The 20230-nt window shown below is 71.6% G+C and carries 19 protein-coding genes; 9 read left to right on the top strand and 10 right to left on the bottom strand.

Annotation, left to right across the window (positions count from 1 at the left end; genetic code table 11):
• Positions 1–307: 307 nt before the first annotated feature.
• Together OG937_40120 and OG937_40115 are read left to right on the top strand one after the other, a co-directional pair.
• A complete protein-coding gene (locus tag OG937_40120) occupies positions 308–2002 on the top strand; it encodes a SpoIIE family protein phosphatase (GenBank protein WUD77482.1) in 1695 nt (564 codons plus the stop codon).
• A 146-nt stretch (positions 2003–2148) separates the two neighbouring features.
• Positions 2149–2367: a hypothetical protein gene (locus OG937_40115; protein ID WUD77481.1), complete on the top strand. Its 219-nt coding sequence runs from the start codon at positions 2149–2151 to the stop codon at positions 2365–2367.
• A 30-nt stretch (positions 2368–2397) separates the two neighbouring features.
• On the opposite strand, the gene OG937_40110 is transcribed toward OG937_40115, so the two are convergent.
• Entirely contained in the window at positions 2398–2541 is a 144-nt protein-coding gene (locus OG937_40110) for a hypothetical protein (GenBank protein WUD77480.1), read from the bottom strand.
• A gap of 669 nt (positions 2542–3210) precedes the next feature.
• Between OG937_40110 and OG937_40105 the strand changes: the two genes are divergently transcribed.
• Together OG937_40105 and OG937_40100 are read left to right on the top strand one after the other, a co-directional pair.
• Positions 3211–3876 carry a helix-turn-helix transcriptional regulator gene (locus OG937_40105; protein ID WUD77479.1) on the top strand — a complete coding sequence of 222 codons (666 nt, stop codon included), beginning with the start codon at positions 3211–3213 and terminating at the stop codon, positions 3874–3876.
• Between the two features lie 23 nt (positions 3877–3899).
• Positions 3900–4775, top strand: coding sequence for an NAD(P)H-binding protein (locus OG937_40100; GenBank protein ID WUD77478.1), 876 nt, complete (start codon positions 3900–3902; stop codon positions 4773–4775).
• 96 nt (positions 4776–4871) lie between these two features.
• Here the strand turns inward: OG937_40100 and OG937_40095 are convergent, their stop codons facing one another.
• A complete protein-coding gene (locus tag OG937_40095; protein ID WUD77477.1) occupies positions 4872–5462 on the bottom strand; it encodes a TetR/AcrR family transcriptional regulator in 591 nt (196 codons plus the stop codon).
• Positions 5463–5622: 160 nt separating this feature from the next.
• Here OG937_40095 and OG937_40090 point away from each other — a divergent pair, with 160 nt between their 5' ends.
• From OG937_40090 to OG937_40080, 3 genes are all read left to right on the top strand, one after another.
• Complete coding sequence (locus OG937_40090) at positions 5623–6582, top strand: SDR family NAD(P)-dependent oxidoreductase (GenBank protein ID WUD77476.1); 960 nt, start codon at positions 5623–5625, stop codon at positions 6580–6582.
• A 66-nt stretch (positions 6583–6648) separates the two neighbouring features.
• Positions 6649–7410, top strand: a complete 762-nt coding sequence (locus OG937_40085) for an SDR family oxidoreductase (protein ID WUD77475.1) — start codon at positions 6649–6651, stop codon at positions 7408–7410.
• A 22-nt stretch (positions 7411–7432) separates the two neighbouring features.
• The gene (locus OG937_40080) at positions 7433–7933 is read left to right on the top strand and encodes a VOC family protein (protein ID WUD77474.1); all 501 of its coding nucleotides are present in this window, start codon (positions 7433–7435) and stop codon (positions 7931–7933) included.
• A gap of 192 nt (positions 7934–8125) precedes the next feature.
• On the opposite strand, the gene OG937_40075 is transcribed toward OG937_40080, so the two are convergent.
• The 3 genes from OG937_40075 to OG937_40065 all read right to left on the bottom strand — a co-directional run bounded on the left by OG937_40075 (position 8126) and on the right by OG937_40065 (position 9751).
• Complete coding sequence (locus tag OG937_40075) at positions 8126–8731, bottom strand: Fic family protein (protein WUD77473.1); 606 nt, start codon at positions 8729–8731, stop codon at positions 8126–8128.
• Entirely contained in the window at positions 8718–9416 is a 699-nt protein-coding gene (locus OG937_40070) for a hypothetical protein (protein ID WUD77472.1), read from the bottom strand. The genes OG937_40075 and OG937_40070 overlap by 14 nt, the downstream gene beginning before the upstream one ends.
• Before the next feature lie 152 nt (positions 9417–9568).
• A complete protein-coding gene (locus OG937_40065; GenBank protein WUD77471.1) occupies positions 9569–9751 on the bottom strand; it encodes a hypothetical protein in 183 nt (60 codons plus the stop codon).
• Between the two features lie 165 nt (positions 9752–9916).
• On the opposite strand from OG937_40065, the gene OG937_40060 reads away from it, so the two are divergent.
• Together OG937_40060 and OG937_40055 are read left to right on the top strand one after the other, a co-directional pair.
• Positions 9917–10084, top strand: coding sequence for a hydrophobic protein (locus tag OG937_40060; protein WUD77470.1), 168 nt, complete (start codon positions 9917–9919; stop codon positions 10082–10084).
• Between the two features lie 687 nt (positions 10085–10771).
• The gene (locus OG937_40055) at positions 10772–14173 is read left to right on the top strand and encodes a S8 family serine peptidase (GenBank protein WUD77469.1); all 3402 of its coding nucleotides are present in this window, start codon (positions 10772–10774) and stop codon (positions 14171–14173) included.
• 88 nt (positions 14174–14261) lie between these two features.
• Here the strand turns inward: OG937_40055 and OG937_40050 are convergent, their stop codons facing one another.
• The 5 genes from OG937_40050 to OG937_40030 form a co-directional block, all read right to left on the bottom strand.
• Entirely contained in the window at positions 14262–14462 is a 201-nt protein-coding gene (locus OG937_40050; protein WUD77468.1) for a cold-shock protein, read from the bottom strand.
• 213 nt (positions 14463–14675) lie between these two features.
• Positions 14676–16502 (bottom strand): acyl-CoA dehydrogenase, encoded by a 1827-nt coding sequence (locus tag OG937_40045; GenBank protein WUD77467.1) that lies wholly within the window; start codon positions 16500–16502, stop codon positions 14676–14678.
• 121 nt (positions 16503–16623) lie between these two features.
• Positions 16624–17568, bottom strand: a complete 945-nt coding sequence (locus tag OG937_40040) for a patatin-like phospholipase family protein (GenBank protein WUD77466.1) — start codon at positions 17566–17568, stop codon at positions 16624–16626.
• A complete protein-coding gene (locus tag OG937_40035) occupies positions 17565–18377 on the bottom strand; it encodes a thioesterase family protein (protein WUD77465.1) in 813 nt (270 codons plus the stop codon). The genes OG937_40040 and OG937_40035 overlap by 4 nt, the downstream gene beginning before the upstream one ends.
• A 325-nt stretch (positions 18378–18702) precedes the next feature.
• Positions 18703–20163 (bottom strand): PLP-dependent aminotransferase family protein, encoded by a 1461-nt coding sequence (locus tag OG937_40030; GenBank protein ID WUD77464.1) that lies wholly within the window; start codon positions 20161–20163, stop codon positions 18703–18705.
• Positions 20164–20230 lie beyond the last annotated feature (67 nt).

Here is a 20230-nt window from a genome sequence, read left to right as displayed (position 1 = left end):
CGGGGCGTGCTGGTGGGCCCGCCGCACCTCGTAGGCACCCGATCGGGTGAAGCGACGCGTCCCCGGAGCCGCGGCACGTGTGGGCCGCGCAGGCGCGTGCGGCCTCGACTGAGGCCGTGCCACGACGGGTTCGTCCCCGGGTCGCGCACCGGCCGAGGGCCGGAGGCGTGCGCGCCGGCGCACCGTCGTGTCGGCCGCGGTCGGGCTCCCACAGGCGGGACCATGGAAGGACGGTCGGCATGCGCGGTGTCCCCTATCCGGGCAGACGCTCTGTGTGGCGAACGGCAGGGGCGATCAGGGAGGCGCGGTGTCGGACGGTGCTGGTGAGGGTCGGCAGTGGGCGTCCCAGCCGGGTTTCTGGCGGCAGGTCGTCGAGCATCTGGGCGTGTCCCTGGTCGTGATCGACCCTGCCGGGCGCGTCGTCGCGGTCAACCCGGCCGCCGAACGGCTGCTGGACCGCGCCGCCGACGCGATGGTCGGCGAGGACTTCCACGACCTCGTGCACCGGCACACGGATCGTGAGCGCGCCGGGGCCCGATGCAGGCTGCTCGAAGCCCTGACCCTCAAGGGTGCGGGGCGTGCGGACGGCGACAGGTACCTGTGCGGTGACGGCAAGCTGGTCGAGGTCTCCTGGTCCGCGGCGCCGGTGACGGACGGCACCTCGTTCAAGGGCACCGCGATGCTGTTCGCCGGCCTCACCAACTACGGCAGTGAACGTGCCGAGCAGATGAACGCCTTGGAGGACCTGACCGGCCGCCTGACGCTGGTCGCGCAGATCACCGCGGTGCTCGGCCAGACGCTCGAGACCGACGAGGCACTCGCCCGCCTCGGGCGCCTGCTGGTCCCCGGCCTCGCCGACTGGGTGGCGGTCGACCTGCTCGTCGACGACAGCGAGACGCACCGGGTGGCGGTCACCGGACCCGGGGGCAGGGACCGTGGGCAGGAAGGCTGGCGCGCCCAACTTCCCTCCGCGGGCGAATCCCGTTCCCCGCTGGTCCAGGCGGTGCGCGGGGCGGTGCCCGTCCTGCAGGACCCAGCCGGCACTGCCGCACGGCCGGACTCTCCACTGGCCGCCCTGTACAACGGCTTCCTCCAGGCGGTGGGCGCGGCATCGGCACTCACCGTGCCGCTCGGCTCGGGAAGGAATTCCACCGGCGCCCTGACCCTGGTCCGCACCGACCCCGCCAACCCCTTCGGCAACGACGACCTGCAGGTCGTCGTGGACATCGGCCGCCGGGTCGGCCAGGTCCTGGAGAACACCCGCCGTTTCGGCCGTCAACGAGACGTCGCCGAGGCCATGCAACGCAACCTGCTCACACCCCTGCCCCAGCCCGGACGGCTGCTCATGTCCGCGCGCTACGAGCCCGCACCTGCCGCGTCCCAGGTCGGTGGCGACTGGTACGACGCGTTCCAGCTCAAAGACGGCGCGACCGCGTTGGTCATCGGCGACGTCGTCGGCCACGACCTGACCGCCGCCGCCGGGATGGCTCAACTCCGGGGCATACTGCGGTCCTTGGCGTGGGATCGCACCGAACCCCCCGGCGCCGTCGTCGACCGCCTCGACGACGCCATGCCCGTGATCACCACCGTTCCCATGGCCACGCTCGTCCTCGCCCGCGTCGAAGGCCCCCAGAACGGCCCCTGGACCCTGCGCTGGACCAACGCCGGACATCCCCCGCCACTGCTGCTCACCCCGGACGGCCCAGGCCGCTACCTCGACGACGCACGAAGTCCGCTGCTGGGCGCCCGCATCGGCGTCCGCGAGCCCCGGCCCGACGCCACCACACCCCTGCCGCCGGGGTCCACGCTCCTGCTCTACACCGACGGCCTCATCGAACTCCCCGGCGCCGACCTCGACACCGGCCTCAGCCGACTCCGCCGCAACGCCCTCGCACTGGCCGACGAGCCGCTGGACGACTTCTGCGACCAGCTCCTGAGCCGCATGCCCCCCGGCAACGTTGACGACATCGCCCTCCTCGCCCTACGGCTGCCCCCGTCATGACGGGCATCCCCGGTCCTCCCGGACCGCAGGGACCGGCCGGTCCCGCAGGTCCCCCCGGCCAGAGCGGCCAGACCGGGCCCGCCGGGCCTCAGGGCAACCCCGGTGTCGCGGGCGCCCCCGGCGGGCTCTCCGGTGCCCATACCCTGATGTTCACGTACACGGCGGACGGCGCCGACCACACGTTGTGCTGCCCCACGGGCGAGTTGGCCATCAGCGGCGGATTCCAGGTCACCAGGGCCACGATCGTGACCAGCGTCCCCTTCGCGAACCCCTCCACCGGGTGGACGGTGAACGCGGTGCCCTCCGGAGTGGGCCCTCACACCGTGACCGCGGTCGTCGCCTGTGCGCTCAGGGCCACGCCCTGACATGAGCCGGACGGGCCCGGCCGGTGCGGGTCAGGCGTTGCGGAAGGCGTCGCGCAGCCGCATCTCGTTGTGGCCGTTCTGGTCGTAGTCGTCGGAGTACGTCAGCGCGAGCCGGCCGCTGGGCGCGACCGTCACCGCCGGGCCGCCCTGGCCGCCGCCGGTCACGACGTTCATCGACGTACGGACCGCTGTCGGAGCCGTCCGGCGTGGTCCGCTGTTCGGCGGCCGACGGCGTGCCCGCGGCCGACCAGAGCCGGTGGTGGACCCGCTCAGGACGGACGAGCGTGCCGGTGCCGGTGGTGTACTCGTCGGTCCACGCGGCGACCAGTCGTCCGTCCGCGGTCATCGCCACGGAGGGCCTGGTCTGCCGGCCGTCGGTGAGGGTGTTGGCCACCCGGCGGGTGAGGCGGAAGGTACCGGTCGGGGTGAGTTCGGCGAGGCCGACGTTGATCCCGCCGTTGCCGTCCGCGTCCTCCTCCCACACGACGGCGGCGTTCCCCGCGCGTCGATCGCCACGTCCGACCGCCTGTTGGAGCCCGCCGCACCGGAGTTGATGGTGCTGACCTGCGCGTCGCGGTAGCGCTGCGCGCCGACGGCGTCCCAGCTGCTCGCGAAGACCTGGTTCAGCGTCGAGCCGTCGGCGGTGTTCTCCGGTCCGGGCATTCGTTGACGAGTGAACAACTCGCGAAGGGCCCGCAGGTCCCCCGCCCCGTGTTCCGGCCCACCGGCACACGGTGCGGATTGATGCCCGCGTTCGGGAAGACTTCGGCTTGCCGCTCAGTTCTAAAACACGTAGCTCTGACTACGTGATGTAGAAGTGCCAGCGCTCCTGGAGGAGGCCACATGAGCCGCTCTTACGAACAGATCTGCCACATCGCCCGGGCACTGGACGTCCTCGGGGAGCGATGGACACTGCTGATCGTGCGAGAGCTCACCTTGGGGCCCCGCCGCTACAGCGATCTGCTCGACGCCCTCCCGGGGATGGGCACCAGCCTCCTCGCCGCACGGCTGAAGCACCTGGCGGATCACGACGTCGTACGCCGGACCACGCTGCCCGGCCCGGGGCGTGCTGCGGCCTACGAGCTCGGGGCCCGAGGTGCGGCCCTGATGCCCCTCCTGGGCTCCCTCGCCGAGTGGGGCGGAGGGCTGGAAGATCCACCGCCGGGATACGCCGACCGCGCCGCCTGGAGCGTGGTGGCCATGCGCCTGACGGCGCCGGGCGAAGCGGCAGGATTCGCCACGCTGACGGAGCTGGTCGTGGGCGAGGAGACCTTCTGGCTCCAGGGCGACGGTGAGCGGGTGCGGGCGGAGATCGGGGCCGCACCGGTCACGCCCGGTCTGCGGCTGACCTGCGAGAAGGAGACCTTCTACGCCCTGGCCAAGGGCCGGGTGTCCGTCGGCGACGCGATGGCGTCCACGGACCTCGCGGTGGACGGCGACCCCGGAACCGCCCGGCTGTTCTTCGAGCTGTTCACCCTGCCCGACGGCCATCCCACGACCGCCCGATGACCTTGTACGAACAGGAAGATGCCATGACGAACCGCACACTTCTGGTGATCGGAGCCACCGGCCAGACCGGCAGGTACACCACCGAATCGCTGCTGCAGCGCGGCCACCGCGTCCGCGCCCTGGTCCGCCGCGTCGACGGACGTTCCGAGGCGCTCGCCGAGCTCGGCGCGGAGGTCGTGGTCGGCGACGTCCACGACCTCGACTCCCTGGCCCACGCGACCGAGGGCATCGACGCCGCCTACTTCGCGTACCCCATCTTCCCCGGCCTGATGGACGCCACAGCGAACCTCGCCCAGGCGGCCGAGGAGAACGAGGTGGGAGCGATCGTGAACATGTCGCAGATCTCCGCCCGCCGCGAGGCCGCCAGCAACGCGGCGCGCCAGCACTGGGTCGCCGAACGCCTGTTGGACCGCTCCCCTGTCGCGGTCACCCACCTGCGTCCCACCTTCTTCGCGGAATGGCTGACCAACATGTGGAACGGGACCGGTGAACTGCGCTTCCCCTTCGCCGACGGGCGGCACGCCCCGATCGCCGCCGAAGACCAGGCGAAGGTGATCGCGGCCATCCTCGAGGACCCCGCCCCGCACGCCGGCAAGATCTACCCGCTCTACGGAGCCGTCGAACTCGACCACTACGAGATCGCCGAGGCCATGTCACGCGACCTGGGGCGTCACGTCGGCTACGTGCCGATCGACCTCGACGAATTCGCCGCCATCCTGGAGAAGCGCGGCGCCTCCCCCCACCTCATCCAGCATCTCCTCGCCGTCGCCCTCGACTACCGCGACGGCGTCTTCTCCGGCATGAACGACCTGGTGAAGCGGATCGGCGGCGACGACCCCCTGGACGTCGAGAGCTTCGTCCTCCGGCACCGGGCCCTCTACGACGACCACTCCGCCTGAGCCTGGTCGAGCCGTCCGCCGCTCCGGGGACGCGCGGCAGCGCGCAGCCGTACGGCATCCGGCCCGACCCGCACCGCCGGGCCCGGCCGCGGCGTATCAGCTGCGCACGATGCCGTGGAGCAGCAGGTCGATGAGCCGGGTGGCCAGGTCGCGGTGTTCCTCGCTGGCGGCCATGAGGCTGATCCCGCCGAGGGCCATGAGGACGTCCTGCGGGTCGACGTCCGGGCGGGCCATCGGCCCGTCTCCCCCGCCCCTGGGGGCGAGCAGGTGGGTGATGGCCTCGGCGAGCAGGGCCCGGGTGTGCATCTTCTCGCTGTCGTCGGTCAGCACCACGCGCAGCGCGTCGGCCATGCCGTGCTTGGCGGCCATGAAGTCGATGAAGGACTCCATCCAGGTGCGCAGGGCCTCCTCCGGTGGGTGCGTGGCCGCCAGGTGGGGCGCCGCCTCGCACAGGCGCTGCACTTCGTGCCGGTAGGTCGCCTCGACCAGCAGTTCCTTGGAGGGGAAGCGGCGGTAGAGCGTTCCGACGCCGACGCCGGCGTCGCGGGCGATGTCCTTGACGGAGGCGCCGATGCCGTCCTGCGCGAAAGCCGCGGCCGCCGCCTCCAGCACCCGGTCCTCGTTGCGCTGCGCGTCGGCGCGCAGGGGTCTGCCGCGCCGTGCCGGGGCCTCGTCGTCGCCGGTCAATCCCGTCTCCCTTCCCGCCGCCACTTGCAAGCGGAACCGGTTCCGCTTACAGTCCTGAAGCGAACCGGAACCAGTTCCGGATACGAGAGTACGGCGGCACCGTGCCCGTGCGCCACCGGCCGCACGCGTGCCCCGCATCACCGCCTTCCTGGAGAACGTCATGACCGACCAACTCATCACCACGCCCTTCGGAGCGCAGACCACCGCCGCCGACGTGCTCGCCGGCGTCGACCTCGCGGGCCGGCGTGCCATCGTCACCGGGGCGGCCTCCGGCATCGGCCGCGAGACCGCGCGCACCCTCGCCGCCGCCGGGGCCGAGGTCACCATCGGCGTCCGCGACCTGGCCGCGGGCACCCGGGTCGCCCGGGAGATCACTCCGGCGAGCGGCCCGGGAAGCGTGCGCGCCGCCCTGCTCGACCTCGCCGACCAGGGATCCGTGCGTGCCTTCGTGGATTCCTGGACGGGACCGCTGCACGTCCTGGTCATCAACGCCGGGGTGATGGCCTCGCCGCTGGAGCGGACCAAGGAGGGCTGGGAGCTGCAGTTCGCCACCAACCACCTCGGCCACTTCACCCTCGCCACCGGCCTGCACGACGCCCTCGCCGCGGCACGCGGGGCACGCGTGGTCGCCGTCAGCTCGGTCGGCCACGTCAACGGCGATGTGCTGTTCGACGACTTCCACTTCGAGCACCACCCCTACGACCCCTGGGCGGCCTACAGCCAGTCCAAGACCGCCAACGTCCTGTTCACCGTCGAGGCGGCCCGCCGGTGGGCAGCGGACCTGATCGCCGTCAACGCCCTCAACCCCGGCCGGATCACCACCACCCGCCTCGGCCGCCACATCGGTGACATCTCCAACAGCCCCACCACCTTCGATGCCACCAGCACCGACGTGTCCTGGAAGGACATCGAGCAGGGAGCCGCCACCTCCGTGCTGCTCGCCGCATCGCCGCTGGTCGAAGGGGTCTCCGGCCGCTACTTCGAGGACTGCAACGAGGCCGCCCCGCACACCCCCGGGGTACGCCGCGGCGTCGCCGCCCACGCCGTGGACCCCGACCGGGCGGCGCTGCTGTGGCAGGTCTCCCTCGACATGATCGCGTCCTCCGTGACCAGCGCCTGACACCACCTCCGCACGAGCGGCGGGCCCGCCCGGGAATGGGCGGCCCGCCGGGAAGGGCACCACGAGATGCCTGACGAATTCAACGGCACCACGGCCCTGGTCACCGGCGGCGGCACCGGCATCGGCCGGGCGAGCGCCATCGCCCTGGCGGCGGCCGGCTGCACCGTCACCGTCGCCGGACGCACCCCGGCGACCCTGGAAGAGACCGTGCACCTCATCGACCGGGCCGGCGGCACCGCACGCGCCGTCGAGTGCGACGTCACCGACGAGGACTCCGTGGCACACGCCGTCCGTACCGCTGTCGGTGAGACCGGACGCCTCGACTTCGGGGTCAACAGCGCCGGCATCAGCGGCGGCGACGACCTGCGCACGACCGCCGACTACCCCACCGGCACGTTCGACCGCATGATCGCCACCGACCTGCGCGGGACGTTCCTGTCCATGAAGTACCAGCTGCGCCGGATGCGGGCCCAGGGCTTCGGCTCCGTCGTCAACATCGCCTCCGGGGCCGGTGTCGTCGGCGTCGCGGGCTTCGCCGGGTACACGGCCGCCAAACACGGTGTCATCGGGCTCACCCGCACCGCGGCCCTCGACCACGCGGCCGACGGCATCCGCGTCAACGCCGTCGTCGCCGGACTGGTCAGCACCCCGCTCATCGCCGAGGGACGTTCACCGGAGGTGATGGCGGCCCGGGTGGCGGCCCACCCCCTCGGCAGGATCGCCGAACCCGAGGAGATGGCCGACGCCGTGATGTGGCTGTGCTCGCGGCGGTCCAGCTTCGTCACCGGCGCCGCCCTGCCCGTCGACGGCGGATACACCGCCCGCTGAGCCGCACGGAGGACAACCCGCCATGACCATCCGCTCGTCCTTCCACCACATCGGGCTCTCCGTCGCGGACCTCGACCGGCAATGCCGTTACTACACCGAGGCGTTCGGCTTCCAGGAGGAGTACCGCACCGTCATCCCCGAGGCGGGCGTCCGGATCTCCTTCCTCACCGGCCCGGGCGGCGCGGCGCTCGAACTCACCGAACGCGCCGGGTCCACGCCCCAGCGGTTCGGCGACCCCCTCGACGGCGCGGGCACCCAGGGGTACTTCCACTGGGCCCTGACCGTCGACGACCTCGGCGCCGTCCTCGCCGCCGCGGCCGCCCACGGCGGCCGCACCGTCACCCCGCCGGCCCCGGCGCTGCGGCCCGGAACCCGCTTCGCCTACCTCGCGGACCTCGAGGACAACCTCATCGAACTGCGGCAACCCGCGCGATCCCGCGGCGGGAGGAGCACTGCCGGGGCCCGTCACGGTCTCGTGGCACCTGACCGGTCCGGACGTCCCGGCGCTCGCCGTCGGCCCTGACCGATGAGCGGCCTCGCCGGCCAGGGCGGAAGGTGGCGAGGCCGCACGTCCAGGATGCGGCGCCATCGGCTCTCGGGCACGCTGGAGAGGCGAGCCGGGGCATAGGCTCGCACCGGTCGGCGCGTCGACGGCGACCCCTTGGAGCCCTTCGAGGTCCCGGCGGCGCGCCGACCTCGCCATCCCGCCCTCGCGCTACCAGCGCCGGTTGAGCACGCCGATGAGCGTGGCCAGGTCGGCGGCGCCCGCCGGGTCGTCCGCGTAGCGGGTCGTCTGGAGCGGGCCGACCTCCGGGAGGACGATGTCCTCCCGGGCCAGGACGTGGACCAGGGTCAGCAGGGCCGCACGGGCATTGCCGTCGGTGAAGGGGTGGAAGAACGCCACGTCGAGGTACGCGCGGGCCGCGCGTGCCGCCGGCGGGATCTGCGGGTCGGTCGCCTCGCGCAGGCAGGCGGCGAAGTCGGCCTGGGTCGTCGACGTCAGGCCGTAGCGTTCGCGGCCGGCCTTCGCATGTGCGTCCGTCTCGCGGAACGGCGCCTGTCCCCCGCCGAAGACCTCGCGCTGCCAGCCGGCCAGCAGGGCGAAGTCCAGCGGGGCCCGGCGGGCGGCGTCGGCGCGGGCCAGGGTGTGGGCGGCGAGCAGGCGCTCCGCGCGGACGGGGTCGTGCCGGCGTACCGGCCCTTCGCACCAGGCGCGGAACCCGTCGCGCGCGGGCTGCACCCGTCGCAGGGCGGGTGCCTGGTGCCAGGCGGACTCGCGGCGTACGCGCAGCCAGGTCGCGAGGCTGTCAGGAGCGGTCATGGCGGTCCTCCAGGTCCGCTCGCTCACGGTGGTCCTGGTAGGGGGCGTGGCCGGTGAGGCCGACGGCGAGGTCCTCACCGACCGATTCGACCAGTGTCCGCGCAGGGGCGACCCAGCTCTGGAACCGGCCGCCGATCGCGGCCTCGACCGCCCGTCCGGCGTCGGCCTGGCTCATGCCGTTGGTGGTCAGGTACCAGCGCAGGAGCAGACCTGCCTGCCCGTGCCAGCCGCCCTCCGCGCCGGAGTCGAGTGCGTACGTCACGAGCCGGACGCAGGCCCGCTCAAGATGCCAGCTGAGATCCTCCGGGGAGGCATCCGGCGGCGGTGCCAGCTCGACGAAGCGCCGAGCCGTCGTCTCCAACCACTCCCGCCACTCCAGCAGCGCGGCGACGACGCGGGCGGCGGTCTCGTCGGGGGTCGTCACCGAGCCGGCTCCGGTGACCCAACTGCCGATCACCCCGCCGTACCGGTAGCACCAGTTCCATCCCTGCGCCCAGGTCCCGTACCGCTCCCGGATGATCGCGTCCACCTGGCGTTCGCACCAGTGCTCGCCCTCCCACCAGCCCGCCATACCGGAGAGCACGGGTGGCACCCATTCACGGACCAGCGCACGGAGACGGGCCTCCTCTTCCTCGTCCCAGGCGAAGGGGTGGCGACCCGGGTCGAGATCGGCCCAGTCGTGCATGCTCGTGAGGGAGGCGGGAGGCACGCGGTTCTCGGGAAAGGGAAGGGTGTCCCGGTTGTACGTCAGTTCCGGCCCCGTTCTGTCCGTCCGGCGTGATGAGCCCTTCAGTCTCGGCCCTCGGTCACCAGGTCGACCAACGGTTTTCGCGGGGCTCAGGCGAAGTCGTCCCTGTCGACCGCCGCCTCCTCCATCGCCTTGCGGAGGGCGTCCCCGACGGTGCCCTGCTCACGGGGCGAGGAGTCGCGGCGTCCTTCGTCCTGGGATTCCGTACGGGGTCGCAGGGTGACGTCGTCGGTCCTGGCGCTCTTCCGGCGGTCTTGTTCTGGCGTGGCCATGAGTCCTCCTCGGTGCGTGGCCGGTGACGGCCATGACCTGCCCCTTTCCGGCCCTTGGGGTTCCATGCCGAAAACGGCGGGCCCGTTCGCACGCCATCCGGTGCCCTGTGGTTCACGCATGGCGATCGCGCGTCGGGGCAGACGCGGGGTCAGGAGGTTGACGACATGGTTCCTTTGCTTCTCGTCCTGCTGCTGGCCCTGATCCTGTTCGGCGCCGGGTTCGCCCTCAAGGCCCTGTGGTGGATCGCCATCATCGTGCTGGTGGTGTGGCTGCTCGGGTTCGTGTTCCGGGCCGCCGAGGGCGGCGGGCGCCGCCGCTGGTACCGATGGTGACCTGACGCCTCTCCCCCGTGCCAGGGTGGGGTTCGCGCTGCCGGAAGGGCCGCGAACCTCACCCTTTGCACTGCCCGGACGCGTCGCGGTAGGCGCGCCACGGGTGGCTCGCCGGCGCCACGTTCGCCATCAGTGCGGAGCCTCCCCGGCGGCCACACCGCCGTTGGAGTGACAACCACCCAGCACCCCGCCACGCCGCCCGGTTTCACACCTGCTGATCGGGTTGACTCGGAATGCCGCATCGGTGGCGATGACCACCGATGCACATGGCCCTGTGAGCGGTGGGTTGCAACTGCCGGCCACCCACCGCCGCAGGCAGCCACCCGAAGGGCCGCTCGCCCTGCGCGCGTTGGGCGCCAGGCTGCCGGGCCAGACCCTCCCGTTCCAACGGCCGCGGCCTCCCCCTCCTTCGGGTTCATGCGGCCCGTTCCGGGATCCGTCGCTCACCTCCGGGCCGGCCTGCGCCCTGACCAGCGGTAACACACGCTCACCCCTATGCATCCTTGATCAAGTGTGGTTTTCTCATCGCTCGTGACCAAGGACTCGGTCGGGCGTTCGACCTGAGGGGCAACTCGCCCCGGCGCAGGCCTGCCCAGGCCGTCTCCCGGGTGGCCGGCGACCGCCGGGCACCTCTCTGTCCGCCGCCCGCGTCCCAGGTCTCCCCGGGCGGCCAAAAGGTACTCATACATGCGTATACGAGCCGGATGGGCCCTGGCGTTGGCCGGGCTGGTCGCCGGCGCCGTACCAGGCGCCGCGCAGGCATCCCCGAACTCCGCACCGCCCGTACCCGTCCTGGGCTCCGCCTCGCCCAGTGCCAAGGCGGTCCGCACCCTGACTCTGATCACCGGTGACAAGGTCACCGTCACCCGCGGTGCCGGCGGCGTCCCCGCGGTCAGCGTCACACGCGGCCCGGGCCGCGACCGCATCGGTTTCGACATGTCCCACCAGTGGAAGGGCACGGACCACCACATCCTCGTGGTCCCGTCCGACGCACAGCCGCTGTTGACCGCCGGGAAGCTCGACCCGCGTCTCTTCGACGTCACCGAGCAGCTCGACGCCGGCTACGACGACGCCTCGAGCGACTCACTGCGGCTCATCTACTCCAGCCGCAGCGCCTCTTCCTCCGCCGCTCGTGGAGCGATCCAGCGGCACGGCGCCAGGATCACCCGGACCCTGGACGTCCTCCACGGAGGCAGCCTCGCCCCGGCCAAGCGCGACGCCACCGCGTTCTGGACGTTCGTCAGCGGGACGCAGGGCCTCCGCGGCCCGCTGGACAAGCTGTGGCTCAACGGCCGCAGCCGCGTCGCCCTCGCCGAGAGCACCGCCATCATCGGCGCCCCGAAGGTCTGGGACAGCGTCGACTCCACCGGCGCGCACATCACCGGGCAGGGCGTCACCGTCGCCGACCTCGACACCGGCTACGACCCCACCCACCCCGACCTGTCGGACACGGCCTCCACCGGCGAGACCAGGGACTTCACGGGCACCGGTTCGGTGGTGGACGGCAACGGGCACGGCACCCACACCGCTTCCACCATCGCGGGCACCGGCGCTGCCTCCGCCGGCAAGTACAAGGGCGTCGCGCCCGACGCCGAGCTGCTGATCGGCAAGGTCTGCACCGACGACGGCTTCTGCCCCGACGACGCCGTCATCAACGGCATGACGTGGGCGGCCGAGGCGGGCGCCAAAGCCGTCAACCTCAGCCTGGGGCAGGCCCCGTACGCGAAGACCGACCCGCTCACCGAGGCGGTCGACACGCTGACCGCCGAGCACGGCACCCTGTTCGTGATCGCGGCCGGCAACGAAGGCGCCCCCGCGGCCGACTACTTCGGCGGCACCGTGGGCTCCCCCGGCATCGCCGACTCCGCGCTCACCGTGGGCAGCACCACCAAGCAGGACACGCTCAGCACCTTCTCCAGCCGGGGCCCGCGGATCGAGGACTTCGCCGTCAAGCCGGACATCGTCGCGCCCGGCCAGGACATCACCGCGGCCCGCGCGACGGGCACCACCATGGGCGACCCGGTCGGCTCCTCCTACGTCACCGCGTCCGGCACCTCGATGGCGACCCCGCACGTCACGGGAGCGGTGGCGCTGCTCGCCCAGCAGCACCCGGCCTGGAAGGCCGCCGACTTCAAGGCCGCCCTCACCAGTGCCGCCAAGGGCCTGCCCGGCCTGACCGCGTACGACCAGGGCACCGGCCGGCTGGACGTCGCCCGGGCCAGCGCGCAGAACGTACGCGCCACCTCCGGCAGCATCAGCCTGGGCAAGGCCGACTACCCGCACCAGGACGTCACCCGGACCGGCACCGTCACCTACACCAACGACGGCGCAGCCGACGTCACGCTCCACCTCTCCGTCGACGCGTACGGGCCCAGAGGCACAGCCGCTCCCGCGGGGGCCTTCGCACTGTCGGCCGACACGGTGACCGTCCCGGCCGGCGGCACCGCCTCCGCCACCCTCACCGCCTCCGTCGACGACACGATGGCGGGTGCCTACGGCGGTTCGATCGTCGCCACCACGGACGACGGCACGACCACCGTCCGCGACGCCTTCGGTGTCTACGCCGAGCCGCTCACCCGCGCCCTGTCGCTGACCGTCCTCGGCCTCGACGGCAAGCCCGTCGGTCCGGACATCAACGTCGCCGCCTTCGACAGCCGGACCGGTCTGCAGTACAACGCCTCCACCGACACCGACGGCAAGGTCGCGATGCAGCTGCCCGAGAGCGAGTACGACATCTCGGCGAGCAAGTTCGACCCCGTCGCGCAGACCTCGGTCCTCTTCTCCCGGCCCGGCGTGGACCTCACCGTCGACACCACGCTCGTCCTCGACGGCCGCACCGCGAAGCCGGTCAACCTCACCGTCGACAAGGGCACGGCGCAGAACGACGGCATCTTCGCCAGTACGACGTCGATCAGCGCGGACGGCCGTTACGGCACCCAGAAGTTCGTGCTGGGCTTCCCGGGCAGCCGCGTCTACGCCACCCCGACCACGACGAAGGTCACCAGCCACCCGTTCTGGTTCCTCGCCACCCAGCGGTGGAGCGGCACCGTCCCCAGGACCGCCACCAAGCCGGCCTGGAGCTACGCCTACAACCTGGCCGTCAACACCAAGGGCAGCGTCCCGGCCACCCTCACCCGCCCGATCCACGACAGGTCCCTCGCCCGGGTCGAGGAGACCTACGCCGACCAGGGCGGCAAGCCGCTCGGGGTCCGGATCGACACCCCGGTCCCGACCTACGGCGCCATCACGTTCGTGGACGGCAACCAGATCCCGGTCCCCGGCAGGCAGACCCGCTACTACACCGACGACTCCGCGATCGTCTGGGACCGCACCCTCGGCATGCGCGCCCAGGGCACGGCGGGCTACGACGAGATCCAGTTCGCGGGCACCACACGATTCACCCCGGGCAAGGCCTACACCCGAGGGTGGAACCAGGGACCGCTGCGTGCCCGGTCGGTGGACGCCCTGCGGCTCGAGGACGGGCTGTACCTCACCCCTGGCCTGTTCTCCACGGCCGCCGAGAACACCGCGACGCACTCGGGCGAGGCCCGGGACACCACGGGCTCGTCGACCCTGTACCGCGACGGCGAGAAGATCGCGTCGCTGGACTCCCTGGGCCGGCTGCAGGCGGCGGTTCCCTACGAGAAGGCGACCTACACCCTGACGTCGTCCGGCACCCGCAAGGTCGGCTGGTCGAGTCTGGGCAGCAAGGCCTCCGCCACCTGGACCTTCACCTCCGGACGCCCGACCGGCCCGGGACCGGCCGAGCTGCCGCTGATGAACGTCCGGCTGGGCGGCCCGCTGAACGCCTCCGGAACCGTCACGGGCGGCCGCACGTACCTCTTCACCGTCGCCGCCGAGCGCGGCAGCAAGGCCGTCACCACCTCGCTGGGCCTGCGGGTCTCCTTCGACGACGGCAGAAGCTGGAAGGCCCTCAAGGTCTGGCGCGCAGGCGACCGCGGCTTCGTGAAGCTGACCACGCCCTCGGCAGGCGGTTACGCCTCGATCCGCCTCACCGCCAAGGACGCGGCGGGCAACGCAGTCGACCAGACGGTCATCCGTTCCTTCCGGATAGCCCCCCGACGGTAGGGGGACTCCCGCACGAGGCGGCCTCGCCGACGGCCGGAAACCGTGGGCGAGGCCGCTTCGTGTCCGTGCTGCATCGGCAGCACCAAGGTCAGCCGCGGACGATGTTCTCCGCCTGCGGGCCCTTCTGCCCCTGCGTCACGTCGAACGTGACACGCTCACCCTCCACGAGCTCGCGGTATCCGGTGCTCTGGATGTTGGAGTAATGGGCGAACACGTCCGGCCCGCCGTCCTGTGCGATGAAGCCGAAGCCCTTCTCCGAGTTGAACCACTTCACAACGCCAGATGCCACTGAGTTCGTCCTTTTCATGCTGCTGAGGCGCGCCCTTGGTGCGCCGGCGGACCCCCGTAGTCGGGCCACCAGGGCACTAAATACCGCATGTCCCTGCCACAGCGCTACCGAATACGCCGATGCAGGACCAAGTGGTCGCTCGAGTGGCCTGCCACCGCGCACCGACAACGTACCGACCCGGGAGGGGCGCAATCGGGACGATCGGGGCGCAGGTCAAAAAGCCGCTTCGGCCAGTTCCATCAGCGAGCCGTCGACGGACTCGGCGCTGCGGCGGGCGGCGGTGACCTCGGGCAGGATGTCGGCGGCGAAGAACTTCGCGGCGGCGATCTTGCCGGTGTAGAACGCCTTGTCCTCGGTGGACGCCTGCGCCAGTTTCGCCTGCGCCACGGCCGCGCCGCGGAGCAGCAGGTAGCCGACGAGCACGTCACCGGACGCCATCAGCAGGGGGGTGGTGTTCAGGCCCACCTTGTAGATGGACTTCACGTCCTGCTCGGTGGCGGCGAGGTCGGTGAGCATCTTGCCGACGATGGCCTCCAGATCGGCCGCGGCCTGGGCGAGCCGGTCGCGGGCGGCGGCCAGCTCGTCGCCGCCGGTACCGGCCGCCAGGAACCTCTCGATCTCCTCGGTGAGGGTGTTCAGCGCGGCGCCCTGGTTGCGGACGATCTTCCGGAAGAAGTAGTCCTGGCCCTGGATCGCCGTGGTGCCCTCGTAGAGGGTGTCGATCTTGGCGTCGCGGATGTACTGCTCGATCGGGTACTCCTGCAGGAAGCCGGAGCCGCCGAAGATCTGCAGAGACTGGGCGAGCTGCTCGTAGCCCTTCTCGGAGCCGTAGCCCTTGACGATCGGCAGGAGCAGGTCGTTGACGCTGTGCAGGGCCGAGGCGTCCTCGCCGGCTGCTTCCTTGACCTCGATTTCGTCCTGCACGGTGGCGGCGTGGAGCACCAGCGCGCGCATGCCCTCGGCGTACGCCTTCTGCGTCAGCAGGGAGCGCCGTACGTCCGGGTGGTGGGTGATGGTGACCTTGGGCGCGCTCTTGTCCCTGAAGTCCGCCAGGTCGGTGCCCTGGACGCGGTTCCTGGCGTACTCCAGCGCGTTGAGGTAGCCGGTCGACAGCGTCGCGATGGCCTTGGTTCCGACGGTCATGCGGGCGAGCTCGATGATGCGGAACATCTGGCGGATGCCGTCGTGCTTGTCGCCGATGAGCCGGCCCTTGGCGGGGTGCTGGTCGCCGAAGGTCATCTCGCAGGTGTTGGACACCTTGAGGCCCATCTTGTGCTCGACGTTCGTGGCGTAGACGCCGTTGCGCTCGCCCAGCTCGCCGGTCTCGACATCGAAGAGGTACTTCGGGACGAGGAAGAGGGACAGGCCCTTGGTGCCGGGGCCGGCCCCCTCGGGGCGGGCGAGGACGTAATGGAGGATGTTGTCGCTGAGGTCGTGCTCGCCGGAGGTGATGAAGCGCTTCACGCCCTCGATGTGCCAGGAGCCGTCCTCCTGCTCGACGGCCTTGGCGCGACCGGCGCCCACGTCCGAGCCGGCGTCCGGCTCGGTGAGGACCATCGTGGAGCCCCACTGCCTCTCCACGGCGAGGGTGGCGATCCTCTTCTGTTCTTCGGTGCCCTCCTCGAAGAGCACCATGGCGTAGGCGGGGCCGGAGACGTACATCCACACGGCCGGGTTGGCTCCCAGCACCAGCTCCGCGTAGGCCCACAGCAGGGAACGGGGAGCGGGGGTGCCGCCGATCCGTTCGGGCAGGCCGAGACGCCAGTAGCCGGAGTCCATGAAGGCCCGGTAGCTGTTCTTGAAGGTGTCGGGCAACGGTGCGCTGCCGGTGGAAGGGTCAAAGACGGGCGGGTTGCGGTCACCGTCCTCGAAGGACGCGGCGAGGTGGTTCTCCGCGAGACGGGCGACCTCTTTGAGGATGGTCGTGGCGGTGTCCACGTCCATCTCCGCGAACGGGCCGGTTCCGTAGACCCTTTCGCGGCCGAGGACCTCGAAGAGGTTGAACTCGATGTCGCGGAGATTCGACTTGTAGTGCCCCATGGTGCGAGCTCCGTAAGTGTCGGGAAGGCCCTGAGGAGGGGCCCGCCGGTGGGTGTCGGGGGCGGGGGGTTGTCCAGGTGTGCGTCGAGGCGCCACCGCGGCCCGCTGATGGTGCGTCGGTTCAGCCCGCTACCAGGGGCTCCTCGTTGCAGCCCGCCAGTGCGTCCAACGCCGCCTGCCGGCCGGTGTCGACCGCTGCACGGAGCGGGCCCGGGCGTCGTTCGGTGTTGCCGATCGGCACGCTGCCGAGAGGGGGGCGGATCTGCAGGGTCGCGGGGTGCGAGGCGAGGAGCCGTTCCTCCTCCGTCCTGATCGCCTCGCGTTGCAGCCATGGCATGAGGGCTCCCGGTGCGCGCCGGGCGAACCAGCGCGACATCACCAGGCGTTGGCCGAGCGGCGGGGCGGACGGGGTCTCGTCCGTACGCCGTGTGCGCAGGGCCACGATGTGGGTGGCCTGCTGCGCGAGTGCCGTGCGTACGGGGACGGCTTCGCTCACGCCGGCGTCGACGAAGGACCGCCCGTCGATTTCGACGGGTTCGCCCGCGAGGAGGGGCATGGCGGCCGACGCGCGCAGTGCTGCCTGCAGGCTGGCCTGGTCACGGATCTGCTCGTGCAGATCCGTGGGCCGGCCGGTGAGGGCGTCCGTGGCGATCGGGTGGAACTCGACGGTGCTGTCGAGGATCTCCTGGAACCCCATCGGCATGATCTCGGTGTACACGGTGTGGACCAGGAAGCGGGTGTCCACCACGGGCCGGCGGCTCAGGGCGCGCCGTGGGTTGATGGTCGCCCTCATGATCATCGGAGTCCACCAGGCGTGCATGGTGGACTCGGCGCGTCCGCACAGCAGCCACGCCGCGTTCAGCGCTCCCGCGGAGCTGCCGTAGACGGCGTCGAACAGGGGCAGGAGCCCGAGTTGCTCGATGGCGATCGCCATGCCGCTGGAGTAGGCGCCGCGGGAGCTTCCTCCTTCGACCAGGAGGACCAGGCGCGCGTCGTCGCGGCGGTGTCCGGGGGTGCTGCCTTGCCGCTGACGCTCGCGCAGCAACTGAAGGACGGTTTCGCTCATCGTTGGCTGCCTTCCCGCGGGCGGACGGTGAGGATCTGCTGGACGTGGCCGACCGGGCCGCCGGCGTCGTGGAGAACGGCGCTGGTCAGGCCATGCCCATCGGGGCCGAAGCTGACGGTGGTGTCCAGGCCGGTCCAGCTCCCTTCGGGCCGGCGGTGGAAGTGGAGGGTCATGTCCACGTTGGGGTACGTCCACTTCGTGGGGGGCTGCTGCACGGCCATGCCGTTGACGACGTCCACGCGGGCGACGAACGCCGCAAGGGAGCTGCTCGGTTCGCCGGCGACGAGGCCGACGTGGCTGCTGACCCACGCGGCGGCACGGCCCGCCTGGCCGGATGCCCGTCGGCGGACGTGAAGGGAGCGGGTGTAACCGCAGTCCCACAGCTCGCTCATCGCCCAGGGAGCGAAGGTCTCGGGTGGGGCGAGCCGTTCGAAGGGAGTGTCGGCGACCGCGGCGGTGTCGAGGGCCGTGAGGAGCCAGGCACGGGCCCGGATCACCGGACGTCCCGCCACGGCGACGACGGCCTCCACGAGTTCGACGGTGCGGCCGGGACGGATGGTCTGCACGGTGATCTCGCACTCGTCGAGGGCGAGGAAACCGAGGATGTCGTAGCTGATCCGGGCCAGGACCAGGTCGTTGGCGGGGCCGGCAGCCCGGTGCCCGTCGATCGCGTTGACGACGATACCGGCCAGGGGACCGAAGTGGTGCTCCCCCGCGTTCCAGGCGCCTTCCGCGTGGGTGGTGGGTGTGTAGCGATGCTCGCCCGTGCGGTGGTAGTAGCTCTCACCGGGAGCGGCGGTCGGGGTCAACGGGTGTTCTCCTCAGCTGAAGCACGGGGGCGAGCAGGATGAAAAGGCTCGCCGCGGCGGGGCCGGGATCGAAGGACCGGCAGAGCGAGCGCGGCTCCCCACACCCCTTGAAGGGGTCGCCGGTTGTGCCGCCTCAGCATCGGAGACAGTGAACCTACTCGCGGGTAACGCGCACTTCAATGAGTGTCCGCCGGCAAATCGCTACTGTCAAATAGCAAATTTTGAGTAGCGCTATCAAAAAATACGTGTAGCGGTATGCGGTGAGGTCGCACCCTGGGCAATTCCGTCGCATTCCACGACGTCGTTCCGGCCATAGGCCATCGCGTCAGACACCGGTCGCGATACCGGAGTCGGCGCAGACGGCGGCGATGCGGTGAATGCCCTCGGCGATCTCCTCGGTGCCGGCGATGTCGGCGAAGCTGAGCCGGATGTACGGGCCCGGTGCCTCGGCGGCGAAGTAGGGGCGGCCGGGGGACACGGCCACGTCGGCCCGGAGAAGAGCGGCGGTGAACGCGGCCTCGTCGGTGCCGTCCGGCAGGCGGAGCCACAGGTGGTAGCCGCCCGCGGGAGCGCGGACGCCGGCGGCGACACCCGGCAGGTAGCGGTGCAGTGCGGCGAGCATGGCTTCGCGGCGCTCGTGCAGGGCGGAGGTGATCGTGCGCAGATGACGGGGCCAGGCAGGGGTCCCGACGAGTTCGAGGGCGGCCTCCTGGAGCGGTCGCGGCACGAAGAAGCTGTCGACCAACTGGATGGCGCGCAGTCGCTCCATGACCGGACCGCGGGCGACGAGCGCGCCGACTCGCAGGTTCGGCGAGGCCGGCTTGGTCAGCGAGCTGACGTGCACGACGGTGCCGTAGGCGTCATCGGCCACGAGCGGCGGAGGGAGTTGCCCGCCGTGGCCGAGACGGCGCGCGAAGTCGTCCTCGATGATGAAGGCGCGTGCGGCGTGCGCGATCTCGGTGATGCGGCGGCGCCGGTCCGGAGCGAGGACCGCGCCCGTGGGGTTGTGGAAGAGCGGCTGGCAGTAGAAGACGCGCGCGCCGGTGGCGGCGAAGGCGTCCTCCAAGAGGTCGACGCGCACGCCGTCGTCGTCCATCGGCACCGGCACGGGGCGCAGCCCCGCGGCCCGGGCGGCGGCCAGCATGCCGGGGTAGGTGGGCGACTCCACGAGCACCGGGGAGCCGGGGGGAGCGAGCGCCTGCAGGGCGGTGGTCAGCGCGGCCTGACCGCCTCCGGTGATGAGCACCTGTGAGGGGATGACGCCGCCCGCTGATCCGCCCACCTCGCGGGCGAACCAGGTGCGCAGCGCGGTCAGGCCCTCCAGCGGTGGGCGCACCCACGCGTCGGGACGGCGGGCGGCGCGGGCGAAGGCCGCCCCCAGGGCTTGTTGGGGCTGGAGGGAGGAGTGCAGGTAACCGCCGTTGAAGGCGATCACGCCTGGAGGAGGAAGCGCGAGGCCGGCGAAAATGGAGGAGGCGTCGACGATCCGCGGGGCGGGCTCGGCGTGTTGCTGGTCCTCGGCCGTGAGCGCGATCTGCTGCCAGGACGTGTCGACGGCCCTGGTGTCGACGACGCTGTGGTGCGCACGGTAGGCCCCGGCCCCGGGCCGGGTGATCACCAGCCCCTCGGCGGCGAGCGCGGCCAGCGCGCGCGAGACGGTGACCGGGCTGACCGCGAAGCGCTCGACGAGGGCCCGGCTGGACGGCAGCTTCTCTCCCGGGGAGTAGCGCTCGAGCTCCTGCCGCAGGGTCGCCGCGATAGTGTCGGATCTGCTACTTCTTTTCATGACAAACAAGGATAGTGCTTCCGATCACACGCGCGATCGCGTAGCCGCCTTGTGGTCGGTGTCCGAC

Source organism: Streptomyces sp. NBC_00510 (genome assembly GCA_036013505.1).
GTDB lineage: Bacteria > Actinomycetota > Actinomycetes > Streptomycetales > Streptomycetaceae > Actinacidiphila.
This window is presented reverse-complemented; position numbering and strand designations above follow the sequence as displayed.